Source organism: Rhodospirillales bacterium RIFCSPLOWO2_02_FULL_58_16 (assembly GCA_001830425.1).
In the GTDB taxonomy this organism is placed as follows: Bacteria; Pseudomonadota; Alphaproteobacteria; order Rhodospirillales; family 2-02-FULL-58-16; genus 2-02-FULL-58-16.
The window spans coordinates 1-17,664 of record MIAA01000034.1; the positions used below are offsets into that span (position 1 = coordinate 1).

18 protein-coding genes, 1 tRNA gene and 1 pseudogene (1 of these 20 only partly in view) are annotated in these 17,664 nt (G+C 56.7%); 10 read left to right on the top strand and 10 right to left on the bottom strand.

The features are described from left to right. Positions 1-73 precede the first annotated feature (73 nt). On the bottom strand, positions 74-391 hold the full coding sequence (locus A3H92_13425) for a dihydroorotate dehydrogenase (protein ID OHC74340.1): 318 nt from the start codon (positions 389-391) through the stop codon (positions 74-76). A gap of 70 nt (positions 392-461) precedes the next feature. On the opposite strand from A3H92_13425, the gene A3H92_13430 reads away from it, so the two are divergent. Both A3H92_13430 and A3H92_13435 read left to right on the top strand, forming a co-directional pair. Further along, positions 462-692, top strand: coding sequence for a hypothetical protein (locus tag A3H92_13430; GenBank protein ID OHC74357.1), 231 nt, complete (start codon positions 462-464; stop codon positions 690-692). Between the two features lie 79 nt (positions 693-771). Beyond that, positions 772-1,104: a hypothetical protein gene (locus A3H92_13435; protein ID OHC74341.1), complete on the top strand. Its 333-nt coding sequence runs from the start codon at positions 772-774 to the stop codon at positions 1,102-1,104. 1 nt (position 1,105) lies between these two features. On the opposite strand, the gene A3H92_13440 is transcribed toward A3H92_13435, so the two are convergent. The 5 genes from A3H92_13440 to A3H92_13460 all read right to left on the bottom strand — a co-directional run bounded on the left by A3H92_13440 (position 1,106) and on the right by A3H92_13460 (position 5,460). Continuing rightward, a complete protein-coding gene (locus tag A3H92_13440) occupies positions 1,106-1,489 on the bottom strand; it encodes a hypothetical protein (GenBank protein OHC74342.1) in 384 nt (127 codons plus the stop codon). Positions 1,490-1,674: 185 nt separating this feature from the next. Continuing rightward, a tRNA-Pro gene (locus A3H92_13445) sits at positions 1,675-1,751 on the bottom strand. Positions 1,752-1,819: 68 nt separating this feature from the next. Next, a complete protein-coding gene (locus A3H92_13450; protein ID OHC74343.1) occupies positions 1,820-2,227 on the bottom strand; it encodes a hypothetical protein in 408 nt (135 codons plus the stop codon). A 5-nt stretch (positions 2,228-2,232) separates the two neighbouring features. Further along, positions 2,233-2,544, bottom strand: coding sequence for an integration host factor subunit alpha (locus tag A3H92_13455; GenBank protein OHC74344.1), 312 nt, complete (start codon positions 2,542-2,544; stop codon positions 2,233-2,235). Between the two features lie 93 nt (positions 2,545-2,637). Further along, a complete protein-coding gene (locus A3H92_13460; protein ID OHC74345.1) occupies positions 2,638-5,460 on the bottom strand; it encodes a hypothetical protein in 2,823 nt (940 codons plus the stop codon). A 166-nt stretch (positions 5,461-5,626) separates the two neighbouring features. Here A3H92_13460 and A3H92_13465 point away from each other — a divergent pair, with 166 nt between their 5' ends. The 3 genes from A3H92_13465 to A3H92_13475 are packed head-to-tail and all read left to right on the top strand — an operon-like array spanning position 5,627 to position 7,816. Next, a complete protein-coding gene (locus A3H92_13465; GenBank protein ID OHC74346.1) occupies positions 5,627-6,541 on the top strand; it encodes a permease in 915 nt (304 codons plus the stop codon). Beyond that, positions 6,541-7,293 carry a hypothetical protein gene (locus A3H92_13470; protein OHC74347.1) on the top strand — a complete coding sequence of 251 codons (753 nt, stop codon included), beginning with the start codon at positions 6,541-6,543 and terminating at the stop codon, positions 7,291-7,293. The genes A3H92_13465 and A3H92_13470 overlap by 1 nt, the downstream gene beginning before the upstream one ends. A gap of 10 nt (positions 7,294-7,303) precedes the next feature. Next, positions 7,304-7,816 (top strand): universal stress protein, encoded by a 513-nt coding sequence (locus A3H92_13475; GenBank protein OHC74348.1) that lies wholly within the window; start codon positions 7,304-7,306, stop codon positions 7,814-7,816. Here the strand turns inward: A3H92_13475 and A3H92_13480 are convergent. Next, on the bottom strand, positions 7,813-9,555 hold the full coding sequence (locus tag A3H92_13480) for a hypothetical protein (GenBank protein ID OHC74349.1): 1,743 nt from the start codon (positions 9,553-9,555) through the stop codon (positions 7,813-7,815). The genes A3H92_13475 and A3H92_13480 overlap by 4 nt on opposite strands. Positions 9,556-9,742: 187 nt before the next feature. Here A3H92_13480 and A3H92_13485 point away from each other — a divergent pair, with 187 nt between their 5' ends. Beyond that, on the top strand, positions 9,743-11,713 hold the full coding sequence (locus tag A3H92_13485; GenBank protein OHC74350.1) for a hypothetical protein: 1,971 nt from the start codon (positions 9,743-9,745) through the stop codon (positions 11,711-11,713). A gap of 70 nt (positions 11,714-11,783) precedes the next feature. Here A3H92_13485 and A3H92_13490 read toward each other — a convergent pair whose 3' ends face one another. The 3 genes from A3H92_13490 to A3H92_13500 all read right to left on the bottom strand — a co-directional run bounded on the left by A3H92_13490 (position 11,784) and on the right by A3H92_13500 (position 13,238). After that, positions 11,784-12,218, bottom strand: a complete 435-nt coding sequence (locus tag A3H92_13490; GenBank protein ID OHC74351.1) for a putative toxin-antitoxin system toxin component, PIN family — start codon at positions 12,216-12,218, stop codon at positions 11,784-11,786. Continuing rightward, positions 12,215-12,451, bottom strand: coding sequence for an AbrB family transcriptional regulator (locus tag A3H92_13495; GenBank protein ID OHC74352.1), 237 nt, complete (start codon positions 12,449-12,451; stop codon positions 12,215-12,217). The genes A3H92_13490 and A3H92_13495 overlap by 4 nt, the downstream gene beginning before the upstream one ends. Before the next feature lie 259 nt (positions 12,452-12,710). After that, positions 12,711-13,238 carry an amino acid-binding protein gene (locus tag A3H92_13500; protein ID OHC74353.1) on the bottom strand — a complete coding sequence of 176 codons (528 nt, stop codon included), beginning with the start codon at positions 13,236-13,238 and terminating at the stop codon, positions 12,711-12,713. Positions 13,239-13,340: 102 nt separating this feature from the next. Between A3H92_13500 and A3H92_13505 the strand changes: the two genes are divergently transcribed. The 4 genes and pseudogenes from A3H92_13505 to A3H92_13520 form a co-directional block, all read left to right on the top strand. Next, positions 13,341-14,408 (top strand): hypothetical protein, encoded by a 1,068-nt coding sequence (locus A3H92_13505; GenBank protein OHC74354.1) that lies wholly within the window; start codon positions 13,341-13,343, stop codon positions 14,406-14,408. Positions 14,409-14,436: 28 nt separating this feature from the next. After that, complete coding sequence (locus tag A3H92_13510; protein OHC74355.1) at positions 14,437-14,799, top strand: hypothetical protein; 363 nt, start codon at positions 14,437-14,439, stop codon at positions 14,797-14,799. Further along, positions 14,796-15,500: a hypothetical protein gene (locus A3H92_13515; protein ID OHC74356.1), complete on the top strand. Its 705-nt coding sequence runs from the start codon at positions 14,796-14,798 to the stop codon at positions 15,498-15,500. Before A3H92_13510 ends, A3H92_13515 begins: the two co-directional genes overlap by 4 nt. 387 nt (positions 15,501-15,887) lie before the next feature. After that, positions 15,888-17,664 (top strand): annotated as a pseudogene (locus A3H92_13520) (hypothetical protein) (it continues 3,917 nt past the right edge of the window).

The window sequence follows — 17,664 nt, forward strand, 5'->3', positions numbered from 1 at the left end:
GGCATGATCAGCAACCGGAATACACCTTAACTTCGCCGCCGAACTGTCCAAACAAGTAGGACCACCTCACAATCTATTGTTTTGTTTCTTTAGCAACCCACTCAAGAAAATCACTGTTGCCTTTTTCGATGGCAAGCGAGACCACGCACGGGCAGTCGTAGCTGTGGAGTTGCTTGACTCTGGCGATCACGTCATCGACCAGCTCCCGACGGGTTTTTATGATCAGGGCCGCTTCCTGTCCTTCCTGGACCTTTCCTTCCCACCAATACAGCGAAGTGATGGAAGGCAGTATGTTGACGCAGGCCGCCAACCGCTCTTCAACCAGCGCCCGACTTATGGCAACGGCCTCGCGGTGTGAGCCGGTGGTGCAATAGATCATTTCAGCGGTCATGATAAATCAGCTCCCTTCTTGCTCCAAAAGGCTAAACTACCGTAGGATGGATGGCTAGGGGATGGTGAAAATGACAAAGCCCACACGAAATCAACTTCTCTGGTTAACGCGGGGCGTAAATCAGGCGGGAGGAAAGCTTCCCCTTTTCGACGGCAGCGGCCGGCGGGTGAGCGAGCGTACGGTTCGCAGTTGTATCAACAAGGGTTGGGTCGAGCCTTGGTTCGCAAACCCCATCAAGCCGGATTGGCTTGTCTGCAAGCTGACCGACGCCGGCCGCGAGGCGGCTTCCGTCGAATGCTGATTCTGTACCCCGCTTTTGCAACAACCATAGCAGTATCAACATTTCGCCGGCGGAACAGTCAAGGTTAGGAACAGACGATATGCACCATCAAATAAAGGACGAGGGCGGCATTCTCATTGCCGGCTTTGAGGGGGATATTGATCTTGAGAACTCGGGCGATGTGCGATCCGTACTGCTGGATTGCGTTTTCCGGGGGCGAGCGGTGGTTGTTGACATGTCGAAAGTGTCGCTGATCGACAGTTCCGGGGTCGCCGGTCTGCTTGAGGCTTTCCAAAGCGCCCGCAAAAAAGGCAAGAAATTCGTCCTCGCCGATCTTGATCCCTCGGTCATGCGCGTGCTCAAGCTGGCCCGTCTGGACATGGTGTTCGTTATTGCCGACGATATCCCCGGCGGACTCGCCAAAGCGGGCTGATTTAGCTGGTTTCCTTAAGTCCCGCTGCGCGTCTGTTCTCCTCAAGCCCCTGCACGTCCAGGTAGCCTTTCTCGATGGCGTCGCGCAGGGCTTCAAAGGCCGCCCTCACTTCCTCGTACATCTCGCGGTGAATCTTCAACTCACTGATTTCCGCATTATTCGGCTGATCGCCGTGTTCGCTGATCCCCAGATTGAAAGCGGCTTCAAGGTATCGTGCGCGCACGCGCCCCACGGCTACGGCGAAAGCCAGAACGCTGTCTTTGGTTACTGCGGGGATAAGCTTGTGAATGACCTCGCGGTTGGCAAAGCGAATGCCTTGCTCGACCTCGCCGAGAAAACGCTTCTGGGCGAGAAGATTCTGATAGTCATCATGACGTTCGGCCATTCTGTTTCCCCCCTTTCTCAATCCGAATTCACGAAAATACGGCGGCTTATCATCGGATAAGCACCATAATTAGAATTATATGGCAACAGAAACCGTTAAAAATTCATGAATTATGCCCGACGCTCCCCTCATGCTTTCCAAAGAAACGAGGGGATACGGCGCAAACCGCACCCCCTCGTTTTTATTGGTCGGAGCGACAGGATTTGAACCTGCGACCCCTACACCCCCAGTGTAGTGCGCTACCAGGCTGCGCCACGCTCCGTTGAGATAAGACGGCGGACTATACGCCCGACAAACGCCGGACGCAATATTAGGGAAATATCGGATGATTTACTCGGCCTTGCGCAACAGATCGCGCAATTCCTCAAGTTCGCCGAGAACGGCTTGCAGTTCGGCCCGCTTGCGATCATCAGGCCCGGGAGCCGGCGACTCGACAATAAGCGGTTCTTCATCGTTGATATTATTCTGGCGAAGAAGTTTCTGCACGCCCTTGATGGTGTAGCCGTCCAGGTGAAGAAGATCGCGGATGCGGCGAAGGAGATTCACGTCCTCCGGGCGATAATACCGGCGCCCGCCGCCGCGTTTTAACGGCTGGATGCTGAGGAATTTTGTTTCCCAGAAGCGCAACACATGCTGAGGAAGATCAAGTTCAACGGCGACTTCGCTGATCGTTCTGAACGCAGTCGCGGATTTTCCACGGCGCGGCAAGAGAACTTCTGCTTCACCCGCCTGTGTCATTACCGTTAAGCCGCTCCGGAATTACTACGTTTATTGATACGGTCTTTGAGAACCTGAGACGGCCTGAAAACAAGAACCTTGCGCGGCAGTATCGGCACTTCCTTGCCGGTTTTGGGATTGCGCCCGATCCGTTGTCCCTTGCGACGGATTGAGAAGCTGCCGAAAGACGAAATCTTTACCGTTTCATCTTTGGCCAGGGCATCAGCGATGTAATCAAGAACCGCCTCCAGCAATTCAGCCGACTCATTGCGCGAGAGACCGACTTCCTGATACACGGCTTCGCTGAGTTGTGAGCGAGTGATGGTTCTTCCGGTCATTCCGTTCTTCCCCGGGAAAGAAAATGATCGCTGAACCTAGAGCCGATCAATAAACCCGTCAATATCAAACGAATGAACATGTCAAACGAATGCTCAAACCGGCATCAGGCCCTTGTCATTGAAAAACTTGAGCATTTCGTTAGCCGGCATGGGGCGGCTGAAGAAGTAGCCCTGGATTTCATCACAGCGGTAATTGCGCAGCATTTCGAGTTGTTCCTTGATCTCCACCCCCTCGGCGACGATTTTGCGCCCCAGGGTCTGGCCCATGGTGATGATGGTCCTGATGATCTCCGCGTCGTCATGGCTGGTGGTGATGTCGGAGACGAATGAGCGGTCGATCTTGATGGTGTCGATGGGGAACCGCTTGAGGTAACTCAAGGATGAATATCCGGTGCCGAAGTCGTCCATGGCCACCTGGATTCCCATATCGTGAAGCTGGTCAAGGGCAATCACCGCCTTGGCCGAGTCCGACATCAACATGCTTTCCGTGATCTCGATTTCCAGGCCGTCGGCGCCGACGCCGGTTTCCTTCAGCACATCCTCGACGATCCTGACGAAACTGGACTCGCGAAGCTGACGCGCCGACAGGTTGACGGCGATGCGGATCGGAGGCAGACCCTCCTTGAGCCAGGCGACATGCTGATTGCAGGCGGTTCGCAACGCCCACTCGCCGACTTCCACCACATGGCCTGTCTCCTCAAGGATAGGAATGAACTTGACCGGGGAGACCATGCCGCCCATGTCTTTATTTATCCAGCGCATCAGAGCTTCGCAACTGGTGACCTCGCCGGTGAGAATGTTCAGCTTGGGCTGGTAGAAGAGGATAAACTCGTCGCGCTCCAGCGCCTTGCCGAGGCCGTTCTTGAGGACCATGCGCTCCTTGACGTCATCGTTAAGGTCGGAGGTGAAGAACTGGTAGTTGGCCTTGCCTTGCTCCTTGGCGCGGTACATGGCGGCGTCGGCGTTCTTGATCAGGTCAACGGCCTCGACGGCGTCATCGGGAAAGATGGTGATGCCGATGGAGCCGGAAATAAAAGTCTCGTGACCGTCCAGATCGAAAGACCGGCAAAGAGCATCAAGAATACGTTGGCCGAGAAGAGGCGCCTGCTGAGGATCGGTCAGGTTGGGCATGATGACGGTGAACTCGTCGCCGCCCAGACGCGCCACCGTATCACCGCCGCGAATACACTCGGTCAGACGACGGGACGCCTCCTGAAGCAGCAGATCGCCGCAATTGTGCCCCAGCGTATCGTTGACCAGCTTGAAGCCGTCAAGATCAATGAACATCAGCCCCAACTGCTTTTTCAGGCGCTTCATGGTGGGCAGCACCTGGTTAAGCCGGTCGTGAAAGAGAGCGCGGTTGGGAAGCCCGGTCAAAGCATCGAAATTGGCTTGATAGTGGATGCGTTCCTCATCCTGTTTACGCTTGGTGATGTCGTTGATTACGGCGGCATATTGCTGCACCTTGCCGTTCTCTCCGACAATAGCGGAAATCGACAACCGCACGGCGTAATCAGTGCCGTTCTTGTGCTTGCACCAGAATTCCTCTTCCCAACTCCCCTTGCGTTTCAGGGTGCTGCGCATCGCGGAATAGAGGTCAGGGTTAGCCTTGACCGTGAGATAGAAAGGCGGTTGTTTCCCTACTACGTCATCCGGCGAGAAACCGGTGATCAGGCCGAACGCCGGATTGATCGAGGTTACCAAAAAGTCCGTATCGACGATCACTACCGCTTCGTTAAGGTTGGCGATCACCTTGGCGGCGAGATGCAACTTTTTCTCGGCGTTCCGGCGCTCGCTGATTTCCTCGGTAAGCTCCCTGGTGCGTTCCTTGACCCTCAGTTCCAATTCGTCGTGGGCCTTGCGAAGTTCCTCCGCCGCCCGTTTGCGCTCGGTGATATCGCGGGCCTCTATCATGAAAGAGTTCTCGCCGGCCCTGCCGAAGGACATGACGGCGGTCTCTACGTCGATGATCTTATGGTCCAGCCGCACGAATTTGAGGGGAAGCATTCCCTCGTCAGTGAAGTTACCCAATCCCTCGCTGATGATCCCGCTGTAGTCGGGGTGAACCAGCTTGCCGAGCGCGCACCCGATAAGCTGTGACGGATCCTCGGCGCCCAGTATTTCGGCGCCGGCGGCATTGATATAGGTGACTACTCCCCCGTCGCAGATGCAGATCATGTCGAGAGACTGTTCGATCAGATTCCGATAGCGGGTTTCGCTGGCGAGAATGGCCGTCGCCGAGCGCAGGCGCTCCGTAATGTTATGGGCTTGAACAATAACCGTCCCGCTGCCGACCTCCCCGAAGGGCAGGAACAATACTTCCGAATCGATGCCTCCCGCTTTGCCGGCGCCCTTGCCGGGGGAAAGCTTCAGCGGCAAAGCGTCATTTTCCACGATCCCGCCCGTCAATAATTCGTTGGCGACTTCCACATACTCGGCGTGAACGAAGTTGACGAACGGCTGACTGATCGCCTTTTCCGGCGATTTAAATCCCAGATGCCGCGCCCCCGACTCGTTGATGTAGCTGATCAAGCCGTTTTTACAGAGGCAAACAAGATCAAGGGACTTGTCGATAAGATGAAGCGCCCATCCTTCGCCGCCCGACAAGCCGGCGGCGGACTTGACGGCTGCTTTCGGAACGCTTTTGGTTTTTGGCCCCTTTATCTCCCGCCGCCCTTTTTTTACAGAATGTTGTTCGCCGGATCGTCCCAGATATTCGCGCTCGCCTGAAGAAAGGATAATCCCCTCCTCCTCGACTGCCGCCATAACCGAGCCGCGCCGCCAATAAGGTATGGAGCCGCTGTCCTTCCAGCCTTGAATAGTTGTCGGATGCTTATGCCCCATGGCGCGCGACATGGCGCTCATGCCGCCGAACTTATCGATAATCCCTTCGATAATCCCCAACCCTTTGATCATTCCCGGACCCTTTGCCCATCCCCGAATTTCGAGGCGAAAGACGGATACTACGTTTTTCGTAACAGCCGGTCAATGGCTTATTTACGATTCCCGTGAAATAATGTGAGCGCGGTCCTTTTTGTTTTTTTGATGACAGAGTGTTGCTCTATCGGTCATCTTTGAATCAATGCAGATATACCTCCCCATCGCGGAGATGTCCGTAAACGTTTTTCTTATCCTCGGCATGGGGGGGATGGTCGGCGTTCTGTCGGGACTGTTCGGCGTCGGCGGCGGATTCCTGGTGACGCCGCTATTGATTTTCATCGGCATCCCGCCGGCGGTGGCGGTGGCTACCGGAGCCAACGAAATTGTCGCCTCCTCGGTGTCCGGCGTTCTCGCCCACTGGCGGCGCGCCAATGTTGATTTCAAGATCGGCATGGTTATGCTGGTCGGAGGCGTCGTCGGCTCCACCTTCGGCGTATTCCTGTTTACCTTCCTGCGCGATCTCGGCCAGATCGACTTGGTGATCAAACTATCATACGTCGCCTTTCTTGGAACTATCGGCGGCTTGATGTTTATCGAAAGCACATATTCGATGATGCGCTCCAAACGCCGACAGGCGCCGCGCAGGCGCCATCGCCATACATGGATGCACGGCCTGCCCTTCAAGATGCGCTTTCGCCGTTCGCGCCTTTACATCAGCGCCCTGCTGCCGCTGACTATCGGTTTCGTAGTCGGTGTGCTGGCGGCGATCATGGGCGTCGGCGGCGGGTTCGTAATGGTTCCGGCGATGATTTACATTCTCGGCATGCCGACGGCGGTAGTTGTCGGCACTTCCCTGTTCCAGATTATTTTCGTCACCGCCAACGTCACCCTGCTGCAAGCCGTCAACAACCAGACGGTGGACGTGGTGCTGGCGCTGCTGCTGCTGACGGGAGGCGTTATCGGCGCCCAGATCGGCGCCAGGATGGGAAACAAGCTGCAAGGAGAACACTTGCGCGTCCTGCTGGCGATGATGGTGCTGGGGGTATGCGCCAAACTGGCCTATGATCTGGTGGTAACGCCGCCGGACCTGTTTTCATTGGGTATAGGGGGCGCCTGATGAGCAGACTTGCCATACCCCTGCTCTGCGCCTTTATCCTTGTGACCGCCGCCCTGCCGGCGAAAGCCGGAGAGCTGGTGATTGATCTGTCCAAATCAGTGGTCGCCATCACTACCGGTTTCGAGGGTTCTGATCTGCTGCTGTTCGGCGCCGCCGAGGGCGAGGGCGATATCGTCGTCGTCGTCAGCGGCCCCCAGCGCGACGAGACCGTGCGCCGCAAGAAAAGAACAGCCGGAGTTTGGGTCAACCGGGATGAAATGGTTTTTGACCAAGTTCCCGGTTTTTACGCCATCGCCGGCAACCGTCCCATTGATGAGTTCATGTCCGAGGAATTGCGCGCTAATTTCCAGATCGGCCTGGAGTATCTGGAACTCCAGCCCAGCAAGGGAAAGCGGCAACGGAGCGAGGAAGAAATCAAGGATTTCCGCCAAGCCCTGATCCGCAACAAACAGCGCCAGGGGCTTTACGGCGACCAGCCGGGAAGCGTTATATTTCTCGGCAACCGCCTGTTCCGCTCTCGGTTGAGTTTCCCGGTCAACGTCAATGTCGGCACCTACGGCGTTGATGTCTATCTGGTGCGCGACGGCAAGGTCGCCACCATTGAGACGACGCTGTTGACGGTGAGAAAATTCGGTTTTGAAGCCGGCGTCTATGACTTCGCCCACCGCCAATCCATGTCCTACGGCATTTTCGCCATCATTATCGCGGTGATGGCGGGATGGCTTGCCGGCACCATTTTCCGCAAGGCTTAGGGAGCATCTCATGTCCGATAATCCTGACGACCACGATAGCAAGAAAACTCCCCCTCGCGAGGAAGGACGCACTTTCCTGTGCGTGGTTGACAATACCGAGGAGTTGAGTCAGGCGCTCCGCTTCGCCTGCCGCCGGGCCGTACGCTCCGGAGGTCGCGTAGCTCTTCTGTATGTCATTGAACCGGTCGAGTTCCAGCACTGGATGGCGGTAGGCAACCTGATGCGCGAAGAGCGCCGCGAGGAAGCGGAGGAAATGATCAACGTTGTCGCCTCGGTGGTGCAAAAACGCACAGGCTCGACGCCGGTGATCTTCATTCGCGAAGGCAACCTTACCGATGAACTGATCAAGCTGATCGACGAGGAAAAAGAGATATCGGTGCTGGTGCTGGGCGCCGCCACCGGCGCCGAAGGCCCCGGCCCCATCATCAGCTACCTCGTCGGGAAGATGGCCGGCCGCCTGAGAATTCCCATAACCATCGTCCCCGGATCGCTGACCGACGAACAAATCGACGCTATCACCTAAATAGCGGTTTGATTGTTCTTGAACGCGGCCACATCCTCGGCAGCTGTGGAAAAACCCTTCGGCACGGATATAGCGTCATTCATTAACACATTGATATCGCCTGTCTTTTTAAACTCCTCCCTTGCTCTGCTTAGGCGGTGTCCCACCGCCTTGGCGATCGAGGCGTCCCAGCCTTCGGGAACGAAGCTTTCGGGAGAATAGTTCTTTACCTTTTTGCGCTTCTTAAGCTCGGGGTTGAGCGCCTCCATCAGCGGTTCGGTCAACCACAAAGGCAGAGAGGACATCAAAAGATTGATGCCGATAGCGACGGCGATCTTGGACATTTCAAATAATTCGCGCGGCTTCAGATACCAGCGCTCCGGCAATGCGTACCATCCGCCGCCCTTGGTGCGCCCGAAAATTCCTGAAAGCGACGACCATGTTAAATAGGATTTGAAATTATAGCGGATGACTTCCCGTTTCAGTTCAAACTCGGAAGTTGTTTCAGGAACGTACGGCAGCGGCGTCTTGTCAAATATGCTGCGGGTAATCGACAGCGTAGAATTAAAATTCGACCAGTTTTCCGACACATGAACGCGGTTGGAGCCTTTAAGCGATTTCCAAAGCGGCGTACTGGGATAGGGGATGATATTGTTGAATTTTGTCGCCAGAATATTTTCGTCCCTGACCACTTCGTAACTTGTTCTGCGATCTTCGCTGGTTTCAGTGGGAAAGCCGAAAATCATAAACAATGAAACGTCCATGCCGTACTTCTTGCAAAGACGAGACGCCTCCAGATGGACTTCAACAGTTTCATCCTTGACCATCAAATCGGCGATTCGCTGTACGCCGGTCTCAAGACCGAAGCCCATGTGCGTGAAATTGGCGTCAGCCATGCGGCACACTACTTCCTCGCCGCCCCGTTCCACCAGATTATCAGCGCGGGACTGAACGGAAAGGCGAACCCGCTTGTTTAATCCTGACGCTATGATCTTGTCGCAAAGATCAAAGACCCGCTGCTTCACCAGACAGAAATTATCGTCGTAAAAAAGGACGTCCGTCTGTTTGTATTTATCCACCAGAACCGTCAGTTCCTCAACAATCCTGTCCGCAGATTTGTAGCGATAAGTCGTTCCCGTCATCAACCGCTGGCTACAGTACGCGCACTGGTACGGACACCCCCGCGAGGTGGTCATGAAGCCCAAGTCATATTTAGGATGCGCAAAAAGGTGATAGGGAAAAGCCGGGATCATATCGAGATCGGGGATTAACGGAGCGTCCGGGTTGTGTATTGTCTTGCCGTCGCGGCGAAACGAGATTCCCATGGTCTTGGTCGGATCGGCGGAACCGCGCAATGCCCGATAAAGCTGCAACGCCACCTTTTCGCCTTCGCCGCGTATAACGTAATCAATAGCGCCGACGCCGAGAGCCTCGTCGGGGAGCGCCGACGGATGCAGTCCGCCCACCACCACCGTGCAATCGGGAAATTCGCTTTTGAGCATCCGTGCGACTTCATAGCCTCGGCCGACGTGCGCAGTCAGGCAGGTGATGCCGAAAATATACGGCTTTTCGATATTGGCCGCCTTTTCCCGCACCGCCTCCGGCGTTATTTTTGCGATCTCCTCATCATGGATCGCGCAACTGACGCCATGCTTTTCGAGATAGGCGGCGATGCAACCGATGCCGACGGGAATCCCGACCGGAACGTAACGCGACAAAAATCCGCCGAACATCTCATAAGCGGGATTGATCAGGAACATCTATGCATCCTCGTTAATATTTGTCGGATTATTACAAGCCTCCTTCCGGTGATTCAACCCCGACCGTAAACAGTAAGAGCATTACCCGGCTAAGACTTACTTGTGATCTTGCCTGCGTCAAAGTAAAGTCAAAAAATGGCCTGTTGATATTTTAGGTGGCTGGGGGGAGCATATTTGGTTTACGGGGATCAAGGTGATTAGCCGTCTCGCCGCTGTTGCCGCTGTCGCGGCGGCACTGCTGTTCGTCGGCGCCCCGGTCGGCGCCGATATGCCGACAGACGATGACATCGCCGTCGCCAAATCCGCCATTGACGCTATCGAGGCGGAAAATTGGGGTAAGGCCCAGACTTTTACGTCCCGGATCAAAGACCCGCTGGCGCTGAAGCTGGTCCGCTGGTTGACCTATGCCGGCCAAAAAAGCGGCGCCACATTCCATCAGATTTCATCATTTATGTCGCAAAGCCAGGGTTGGCCCAAGCTGAAATTGCTCCAGCAGAGAGCCGAGGAGGCGATAGACGATAAAATACCCGACGGTGAATTAATCTCCTGGTTCAAGAAAAATCCGCCTGTTTCCATTGATGGTCAGGTGCGTTCGGGCGCCGCCTTGTTTAACTCCGGCGAAAGCGAGAAAGGCCGGGATATCCTGCGTAACGCCTGGGTCAACGGCAACTTCAGCAAAAGTCAGGAAAAGGCGTTCTATCGTCGCTATCGCCGCTTGTTGACCGGCGAAGATCATGTGGCCCGGCTGGACCGGCTGTTGTGGGAAGAACGTAAATCGTCAGCGCAGCGAATGATATTGAAGGTCGCTCCTTCCTATCGCGCCCTGGGCGAGGCGAGGCTTATGCTCAGTCACCGTTTGGGAAACGTGGATAAGGCTATCGCCAGGGTTCCTGGCGAATTAAAGAACGATCCGGGGCTTGTCTTTGAACGCATGCGCTGGCGCCGGCAAAAGGGACAAGAGGAAGCGGCGCTTGAACTTCTGGCGAAACTTCCCGATAGCCTGCCCTATCCCGTAAAATGGTGGAAGGAGCGCGCCCTCTTGGCCCGCGACGCTTTGCAAAAAGGCCATATTTCAGAGGCTTACCGCATCGCCAAGGACCATCGGCTCACGGAGGGCGCCGGTTTTGCCGAAGCGGAATGGCTGGCCGGTTGGATTGCCTTGCGCTTCCTTAATGATTACGCAGTCGCCAAGAATCACTTTATCGCCATGTACAAGGCGGTCAAATCTCCGGTCAGTCGTTCACGCGGCGCTTACTGGACGGCGCGGGCCGCAGAAGCCATGAAAGACGCCCCGACTGCGGAACAGTGGTATCAGATCGCCGCCGGCAACCCGACAACCTATCACGGACAACTGGCGGTGGATCGCACCAAGCCGGCGCAGGGAAAAATTATGATTCGGGAGCCTGAGATCAAGGCGGCGGATATGGTCGCCTTTAACAAGCATGAACTGACCCGCGTTTTGCGGATGCTGAAGACCATGGGCAAAGATGACGCCATGGGGGCCTTCGTAAAAAAATTAGGCGATCATAACGATGCTCCCGGCTGGCGTTCGATGACGGCATCCCTGGCAAACTCCCTCGGCCGTCCCGACCTTGCCATCAACGTATCCAAGGGATCTCACGAGATGATCAGGGCCGGTTATCCGACGCTGATTCCCCCCGGCGTCAATAAAGCCTCCGGGAAAGATGCGGTTGAGGTTCCGCTGGTCCTGGCCATGGTTCGCCAGGAAAGCGCTTTTTACACCAAAGCCAGGAGTCGCGCCGGGGCCTTGGGACTGATGCAGATCATGCCGAGAACCGCCGAAAACACGGCTAAAATGCTCAAGGTGTCATACTCCCCCAGGCGCCTGAACTCGGACCCCGATTACAACCTCACGCTCGGCCAGTTCTATCTAGCGGATCTGCTCAAGGAATTTGACGGCTCCTACATCCTTGCGCTGGCGGCCTACAACGCCGGCCCGGCGCGCGCCCGCAAGTGGGTTCACAACAACGGCGACCCCAGGACCGCCGCCGTCGATCCCATCGACTGGATTGAAATGATCCCCTTTGATGAAACCCGCGACTACGTCCAGCGGGTCCTTGAGAACCTTCAGGTGTACCGGCTGCACCTTGCCGAAACCGAGGTGGCGCTGACCCTGGAAAGCGACCTTAAACGGTGACGGCAAGCCGGCTTAAGCCGGAATATCCGGGCGTTTTTACATCTCCGTAAGGAGGGGAGACCGGGAGGGGTCATTCATCCATATTTGCCTTCGGCATTATATCCCGGAACGCGGCAGGCGTCAGAATCGGTACAGGGAACGATTTTGCCATGACCAGCAGGTCCTTGTCGCCGGTTATCAGCGCATCGGCCTTAGCGACCAGCGCCAACGCCAAAAACGGGCGGTCGAACGGGTCGCGGCAGTCAGGAACCTCGGTCGGGTTCGGCACAGTGACGGTTTCACACCACGGCAGATAGTCGCCCAGCAGGTTCTCGCGATCCTCATCCGTCAGTTTGAACTTCGGGTACGACAGCACCCGGATCAGTTCCGCCGTGGTGTCGCGACCGGCCAGCGGACGGATGGTGTCCGACTGCCAGGCATGGCGCAGCCACGCCACAGACCCGGCGTAGAACAGCAGGGCCGAGAGCAGAACATTGGTGTCGAGGACGAGGCGCGGCCTGATCATCCGGCGCGCTTGGCCCCGTCACGCGCCCAAGACACTGCGTCGGTTGCGTCGTCCTCGGTAATGCCGAGATCGGCCAGCTTGGAGCGGACGGCGTCGGCGCGGTTGAGGCGCACGGGCGTCAACACGATGCGCCCGTTGTCTTCGGCCACATCGAAATACTCCGTGCCTTGGCAAAACGACAGCACCGCCTTGGGCAGGGTCAACTGGTTCTTGGACGTCAGTTTAGCAAGCATGGCGATCTCCCAAAGTAAGGATGTAAGAATAAAATACAGTCCATAGCCGAGATTTTCAATGATTATCCCGGCGCATGAGAGTCGTCATCGATATTGATCGTTGTCATTACACACACGCAAAATCGTCTTGGCCGTGCTTGTCACGGCCATCCACGTCTTTCTCTCTCGTCGTTTTCGTACAAGAAAGACGTAGATGCACGGGTCAAGCCCGTGCATGACGGAGGGGTTCGTTTTGAGTCATCGTTAATGACCGCCGTTATTACCTTACGTCTTCCCAACTGCATTCGAGGCCGAGGCCGCCGGCGGTATTGGCGATGGTGGCCAGACAGGACCGGGCGCTGTGATCAGGAATCCAGACGCCGATCCGCACGACATATTTGCCGCCCCTGGCGCTCGGCTCCCTGACCGCGTTGAGGCGGACGATATTGGCTTTGAACTGAATGAAGACTTCGCACAGGCGGGCGATCAGGCCGGGGCGATCGCCGCCGATCACCTTGATCCTGTGGGTGATATGCCCAAAAGGCCCTTGTTCAGTGGAAAGATCAAAGCGGGCGACGGTCAACCGGGCGTTTTTCATATCCTCAAGCCCGCGAAGCTCTTCCTCCACCTCTTCCGGCGCCATGCCGTCGGGAAGTTCGCAGACGGTGGTGAATTCGGCGCCGGTTCCCAGAACGGCGAAGGTGGTGTCGCCGAGATTGATGCCCAGATCAAACAGCCGACCGGCGACGGAAGCCACCAGACCGACGCGGTCGGGACAGAAAATAGAGATTAAGGCCGCATTTGCCATGACTATGATATTTTACTCCGGCGGTTAACCTGATCAGGACAATAGCACAGGATTTATCGGCTGTGTTATCATGATGGACAAAAATCGACCTTAGAGGAAAACATGATCCAAAGGGTTTCTCTCTTCTTTTTGATGACATTGCTTTTGACGGGCGGGGCCTCGGCGGCGACCGACAGCGCCTATGGAGACTCGTCCGGAGCCGCTCCGCAACGCTACGTCCATCCCGAAAAGAATTATACCATATTCATTCCTTCCGGCGCCCAATCAAAGGAGACCGGAGAAAAGATCGACCTCTCCATCCAGTCTCCCAAGGGCTACGCCGTCACCCTGCAAACGGGGAACGCCAACCATGAAACGCTCCTCAAAAACATGGCGGCCAAGCTGGAGGCGCTTTACCTGGGCAAGGGAAACCGCTGGTCCAAAAAGATCGGCGAGCGCTTGATAAAGTTATCCGGGCTTGACGCCTACGACGCTCTTTATGAAGGAGGAAATTCGCAGACGCGCGTGATTATCATGCGCGGCCGTTTGACCGATTTCGTCTTTATGTTCTTCGCCTCGCCCAGGGATTTCAGCACCCTTGAGAAAGATTTTGACTGGATACTCGATAATTTTCATCCCGCCGCCAATGAGATGGACGACGCCTCGCAGCCCCTGACGTCCGCCGCGCCCCCGGTAAAAACGGCGTCCGCTGAACTACAACGATTTTCCGAGGCCGGGTTCGGCTTTTCCATCGACTACCCGACCGACTGGGTTGTGGTCAAACCGTCTCCGCACGTCGTAATGTTCAGCGGCGCCGAAAGGACCACCGCCTATTACGCGGTCGTCAGCATCAGCAATGTCCAGCAATCCGGCGTTTCCGATCCGAGGCAGGCGGTCTCGGCGGCGCTGGCCGGGCTGAAGGAACAAATCGCCGCCGGAGCCGAAAACGTCAATTACCTCAAAGAAGGACTTTTCCAATATAACGGCAACAACCTGCTCATTGATGGCCATGAGTTTGTGGCGGAGTATACCCTTAACGGCCAAAGATACCGGAAATGGGCTTTATTGGCGCCCAGGCCGGTAGGAGGGATAGTTCATATCTGGTCGTACACGGCGCCTGAATCTGATTTTGCGACATTTCACCCCGTCGCCGAGACTATGAAAAAAAGCTGGATCATAAATATTCAGTGATTATTATTTTAATTGATGGAGCAGAACCTTGACCGAGATAGAACACAAAAATTTTCCGAAAGGAGACTTTATTTTCCGTGACGGGGAAAGCGGCGAACTCGCCTTTGTGATCAAGGAAGGGGCGGTCAATATCGTCAAGGAAATCAACGGCAAGGAGACCATCCTCGGATCAATCGGCAAAGGCGCCATGTTCGGAGAAATGGCGCTGATCGATAACAAGCCGCGCATGGCCTCGGCCCGCAGCGCCGATAACAACACCGTCCTGATCGTGATTTCCCGCGAGGTTTTCAAGAAAAGACTGGAAAAATCCGATCCCTTTATCCAGGGAGTGCTTCATATCCTGGCCGAAAAGGTCCGTTCACTGAGCGCCAAGAAAAAAGGTCAGCCGTGACAAACATCCATACGGAAAGTCAGGATGCGAAAGCAAACGCCAAGATGGGCATCGGGGCAAGATTGCGCGGTTATTTTCTGGCCGGCGTCCTGGTCACCGCGCCTATCGGCATCACCTTCTATCTGGCCTGGCTGCTGATCGGCTTCGTTGACAACAAGGTGACGGGGCTGATCCCCGACAGGTATCACCCGGAAACCTATCTGCCGTTCGGCATGCCGGGCCTCGGCGTACTCATCTTCGTTGTCTCGTTGATCCTGGTCGGCGCCTTCACCGCCGGCTACGTCGGTCGCCTGTTCCACCGCTACAGCGAACGCCTGTTGAACCGCATGCCGGTGATTCGCGGGGTCTACGGCGCCGTCAAGCAGATACTGGAAACGGTATTGTCCAAGAAATCCACGGCTTTCCGCGAGGCGGTGCTGGTGGAGTATCCCCGTTGCGGCTTATGGTCCATCGCCTTCATTACCGGACAAACCGAGGGCGAGATACAGAGCCTTATTGATAAAGACATAGTCAGCATCTTCGTGCCGACCACCCCCAACCCCACGTCCGGTTTCCTGCTGTTTGTTCCCAGGAAGGACACGACGCCGTTAAATATGTCGGTGGAGGAGGCCCTCAAGATGGTGGTCTCGTGCGGCATCGTCACCCCACCCGACAGACGCCCGGTCGCCAAGGGCGCAGCGCCGGATGATGTCACAACGTAACCTGAGGCGCGTCAGGATTGATCAGGATCACTTGCGTTACTAATTACCGTCATTGCGACCGTGAGAGCATCAGCGACACGGGAAGCAATCCAGTGGCCGGTGGCGCTCTCTGGATTGCTTCGTCTTGCTTCGTCGCTCCGCTTCTCGCAATCCTCGCAAAGACGATAGGGCATGGCCCGCATCGGCTTCGAGCGATTCACATCAATCTTGAAATGCTTGTCTTATGGAAAAAACGGCATTTTATGGAAATTTTAAAATAATTGCGTTGCTGTGATGGCCGTCACACCCAAGAGAGGCATAGAGGTGTAGTATTTACGTTAAATTCGCGGAGTGGGTCCGCTTGTCCCCCCTGTCTTGGCGGGGATTGAATTCAGAGGAGATTAGGTCATGGCTTCCATTCTTGATACCGAACAATCCGGCATCCTTACGTCCGCCGATGAAGCGCCGGCAAGCGATCAGCTTGCCCAGGCCGCGCCGGGGGCTGAGGCCCAGCCCATCGGTCAGGTCGAGAGTGCGAGCGGCACTGTAGTCGCCGTCCATACCGACGGCACGACGACCCAACTGACCGTCGGCTCTCCCGTTTTCCAGGGCGACACCCTTGAGACCGGCGCCGGCAGCGCCGTCGGCGTCGTCCTCGCCGACGAAACGACCTTCTCGATGGCCGACAACGGCAGCATGGTCCTTGATGAAATGGTCTATGACCCCGCCACCCAGCAGGGGTCGATTTCCCTTTCAGTGGTGGAAGGCGTGTTCACCTTCGTCAGCGGTCAGGTCGCCAAGACCGACCCGGACGCCATGACCTTGGACACTCCGGTCGCCACTATCGGCATTCGCGGCACCCAGGTCGGCATCGAAGTCGGCGGCGATAAAGGAATGAACGTCGTCCTGATGGAAGAAGCCGACGGTTTCGTCGGCGAGGTCGTGGTTCAAAACGGCGCCGGCATACAGATTCTGAACACCGCTTATTCAGGCACTTCCGTTCTCAGTTCCTCTTTTGCCCCGATCATCCCCTTCACCGTGGACAAGGCCGTCATGCTGAATACCTACGGCGTCTCTCTCCAGAGTCTGCCGGTGAAGGGTAACGCCAATACCTACGGAACCGAAGCCAGAACCGAAGCGTTGGCTACGGAAGTCCTGCAGGAAGAAGCGTTGACTACGGAGGCCCTCACCACCGAGGCGTTGGCCCAGGAAGTCCTGAAGGAAGAAGCGTTAGCTTCGGAAGAACTCACCGCCGAGCAATTAGCCGCCCTGGAAACGGCGGCGGGCGGGGTTGTCGATGAGGCCCTGGCCTCGGAAATCGCCGGCGACGCCGTTATGGCGGAAGCCATGGCCGTGGAAGGGACCGCCGACGGCGTTGCCGAGGAGGCGATGGCCCAGGTAGGCGCCGGCGACCTTGCCGACTTCACGACTGCCGCCGGCGGCGACGGTCAGGCGCTTTCCGCCGAGCTTTTGGGCGTCGGCGTCAATGAAGCCGCCAGATTGGTCGTCAATGCGTTTGACGCCGTCAAGACGTCCGCCGTCAACGTTGATGTCACGACATCCAGGGTCGAGTTTGAGAAAACAGATAATTCCGCCATGAGAATCGCCGCCGAGGCCGCCGCCGCCCGTGCGGGCGCGGCTGCCGCCAAGGCCCAGGAGTTTGCCGCCGACGCCGTTGCCGTGGCCCAACAGGCGCAAAAGATTCTTGATCCTGTTACCAGCGATCCCATTATCGGCACGCCTATTTTATTGGATCAGGCAATCATCATAACCGATCCCGCCACCGGCGAACTCGTCGCCGTCACCTCCGCCGTTAACATAATCGATCCCGTCACCGGCGCTCCCATACCGATGCAGGAGCTTGCCCCCGAGGTCGTGATCGCCGCCATGAAGATCGTGGCCCAGGCCGAGATTGCGGTAAAGGCGGCTGACGCCGCCGCTGCCGCCGCCGCCACCGCTGCCGCCGCCGCCGCCGCCGGCGATGCCGATGCCGCCGCCGCCGCCGCGACGCAGGCCGCGCAATACCTGACGACCGCCGAGAACGCGATGCAGGCCCTTCAGTCCTCCTACAATGTGGTGGAGGGGTATGTTGATGCGATTCAGGCGCAGTTGGCCGCCGACGCCGCAGCGATTGCTTCCGCCGCCGCCGCCGTCGCCGCCGCTGCCGCCGCCCTTGACGCCGCTG

Coding starts and splice junctions, on each gene's coding strand:
- A3H92_13460 (OHC74345.1), bottom strand. CDS start 5,460: ATGATCAAAGGGTTGGGGATTATCGAAGGGATTATCGATAAGTTCGGC.
- A3H92_13425 (OHC74340.1), bottom strand. CDS start 391: ATGACCGCTGAAATGATCTATTGCACCACCGGCTCACACCGCGAGGCC.
- A3H92_13430 (OHC74357.1), top strand. CDS start 462: ATGACAAAGCCCACACGAAATCAACTTCTCTGGTTAACGCGGGGCGTA.
- A3H92_13495 (OHC74352.1), bottom strand. CDS start 12,451: ATGCTTGCTAAACTGACGTCCAAGAACCAGTTGACCCTGCCCAAGGCG.
- A3H92_13440 (OHC74342.1), bottom strand. CDS start 1,489: ATGGCCGAACGTCATGATGACTATCAGAATCTTCTCGCCCAGAAGCGT.
- A3H92_13500 (OHC74353.1), bottom strand. CDS start 13,238: ATGGCAAATGCGGCCTTAATCTCTATTTTCTGTCCCGACCGCGTCGGT.
- A3H92_13450 (OHC74343.1), bottom strand. CDS start 2,227: ATGACACAGGCGGGTGAAGCAGAAGTTCTCTTGCCGCGCCGTGGAAAA.
- A3H92_13505 (OHC74354.1), top strand. CDS start 13,341: ATGATCCAAAGGGTTTCTCTCTTCTTTTTGATGACATTGCTTTTGACG.
- A3H92_13455 (OHC74344.1), bottom strand. CDS start 2,544: ATGACCGGAAGAACCATCACTCGCTCACAACTCAGCGAAGCCGTGTAT.
- A3H92_13435 (OHC74341.1), top strand. CDS start 772: ATGCACCATCAAATAAAGGACGAGGGCGGCATTCTCATTGCCGGCTTT.
- A3H92_13465 (OHC74346.1), top strand. CDS start 5,627: ATGCAGATATACCTCCCCATCGCGGAGATGTCCGTAAACGTTTTTCTT.
- A3H92_13470 (OHC74347.1), top strand. CDS start 6,541: ATGAGCAGACTTGCCATACCCCTGCTCTGCGCCTTTATCCTTGTGACC.
- A3H92_13480 (OHC74349.1), bottom strand. CDS start 9,555: ATGTTCCTGATCAATCCCGCTTATGAGATGTTCGGCGGATTTTTGTCG.
- A3H92_13475 (OHC74348.1), top strand. CDS start 7,304: ATGTCCGATAATCCTGACGACCACGATAGCAAGAAAACTCCCCCTCGC.
- A3H92_13490 (OHC74351.1), bottom strand. CDS start 12,218: ATGATCAGGCCGCGCCTCGTCCTCGACACCAATGTTCTGCTCTCGGCC.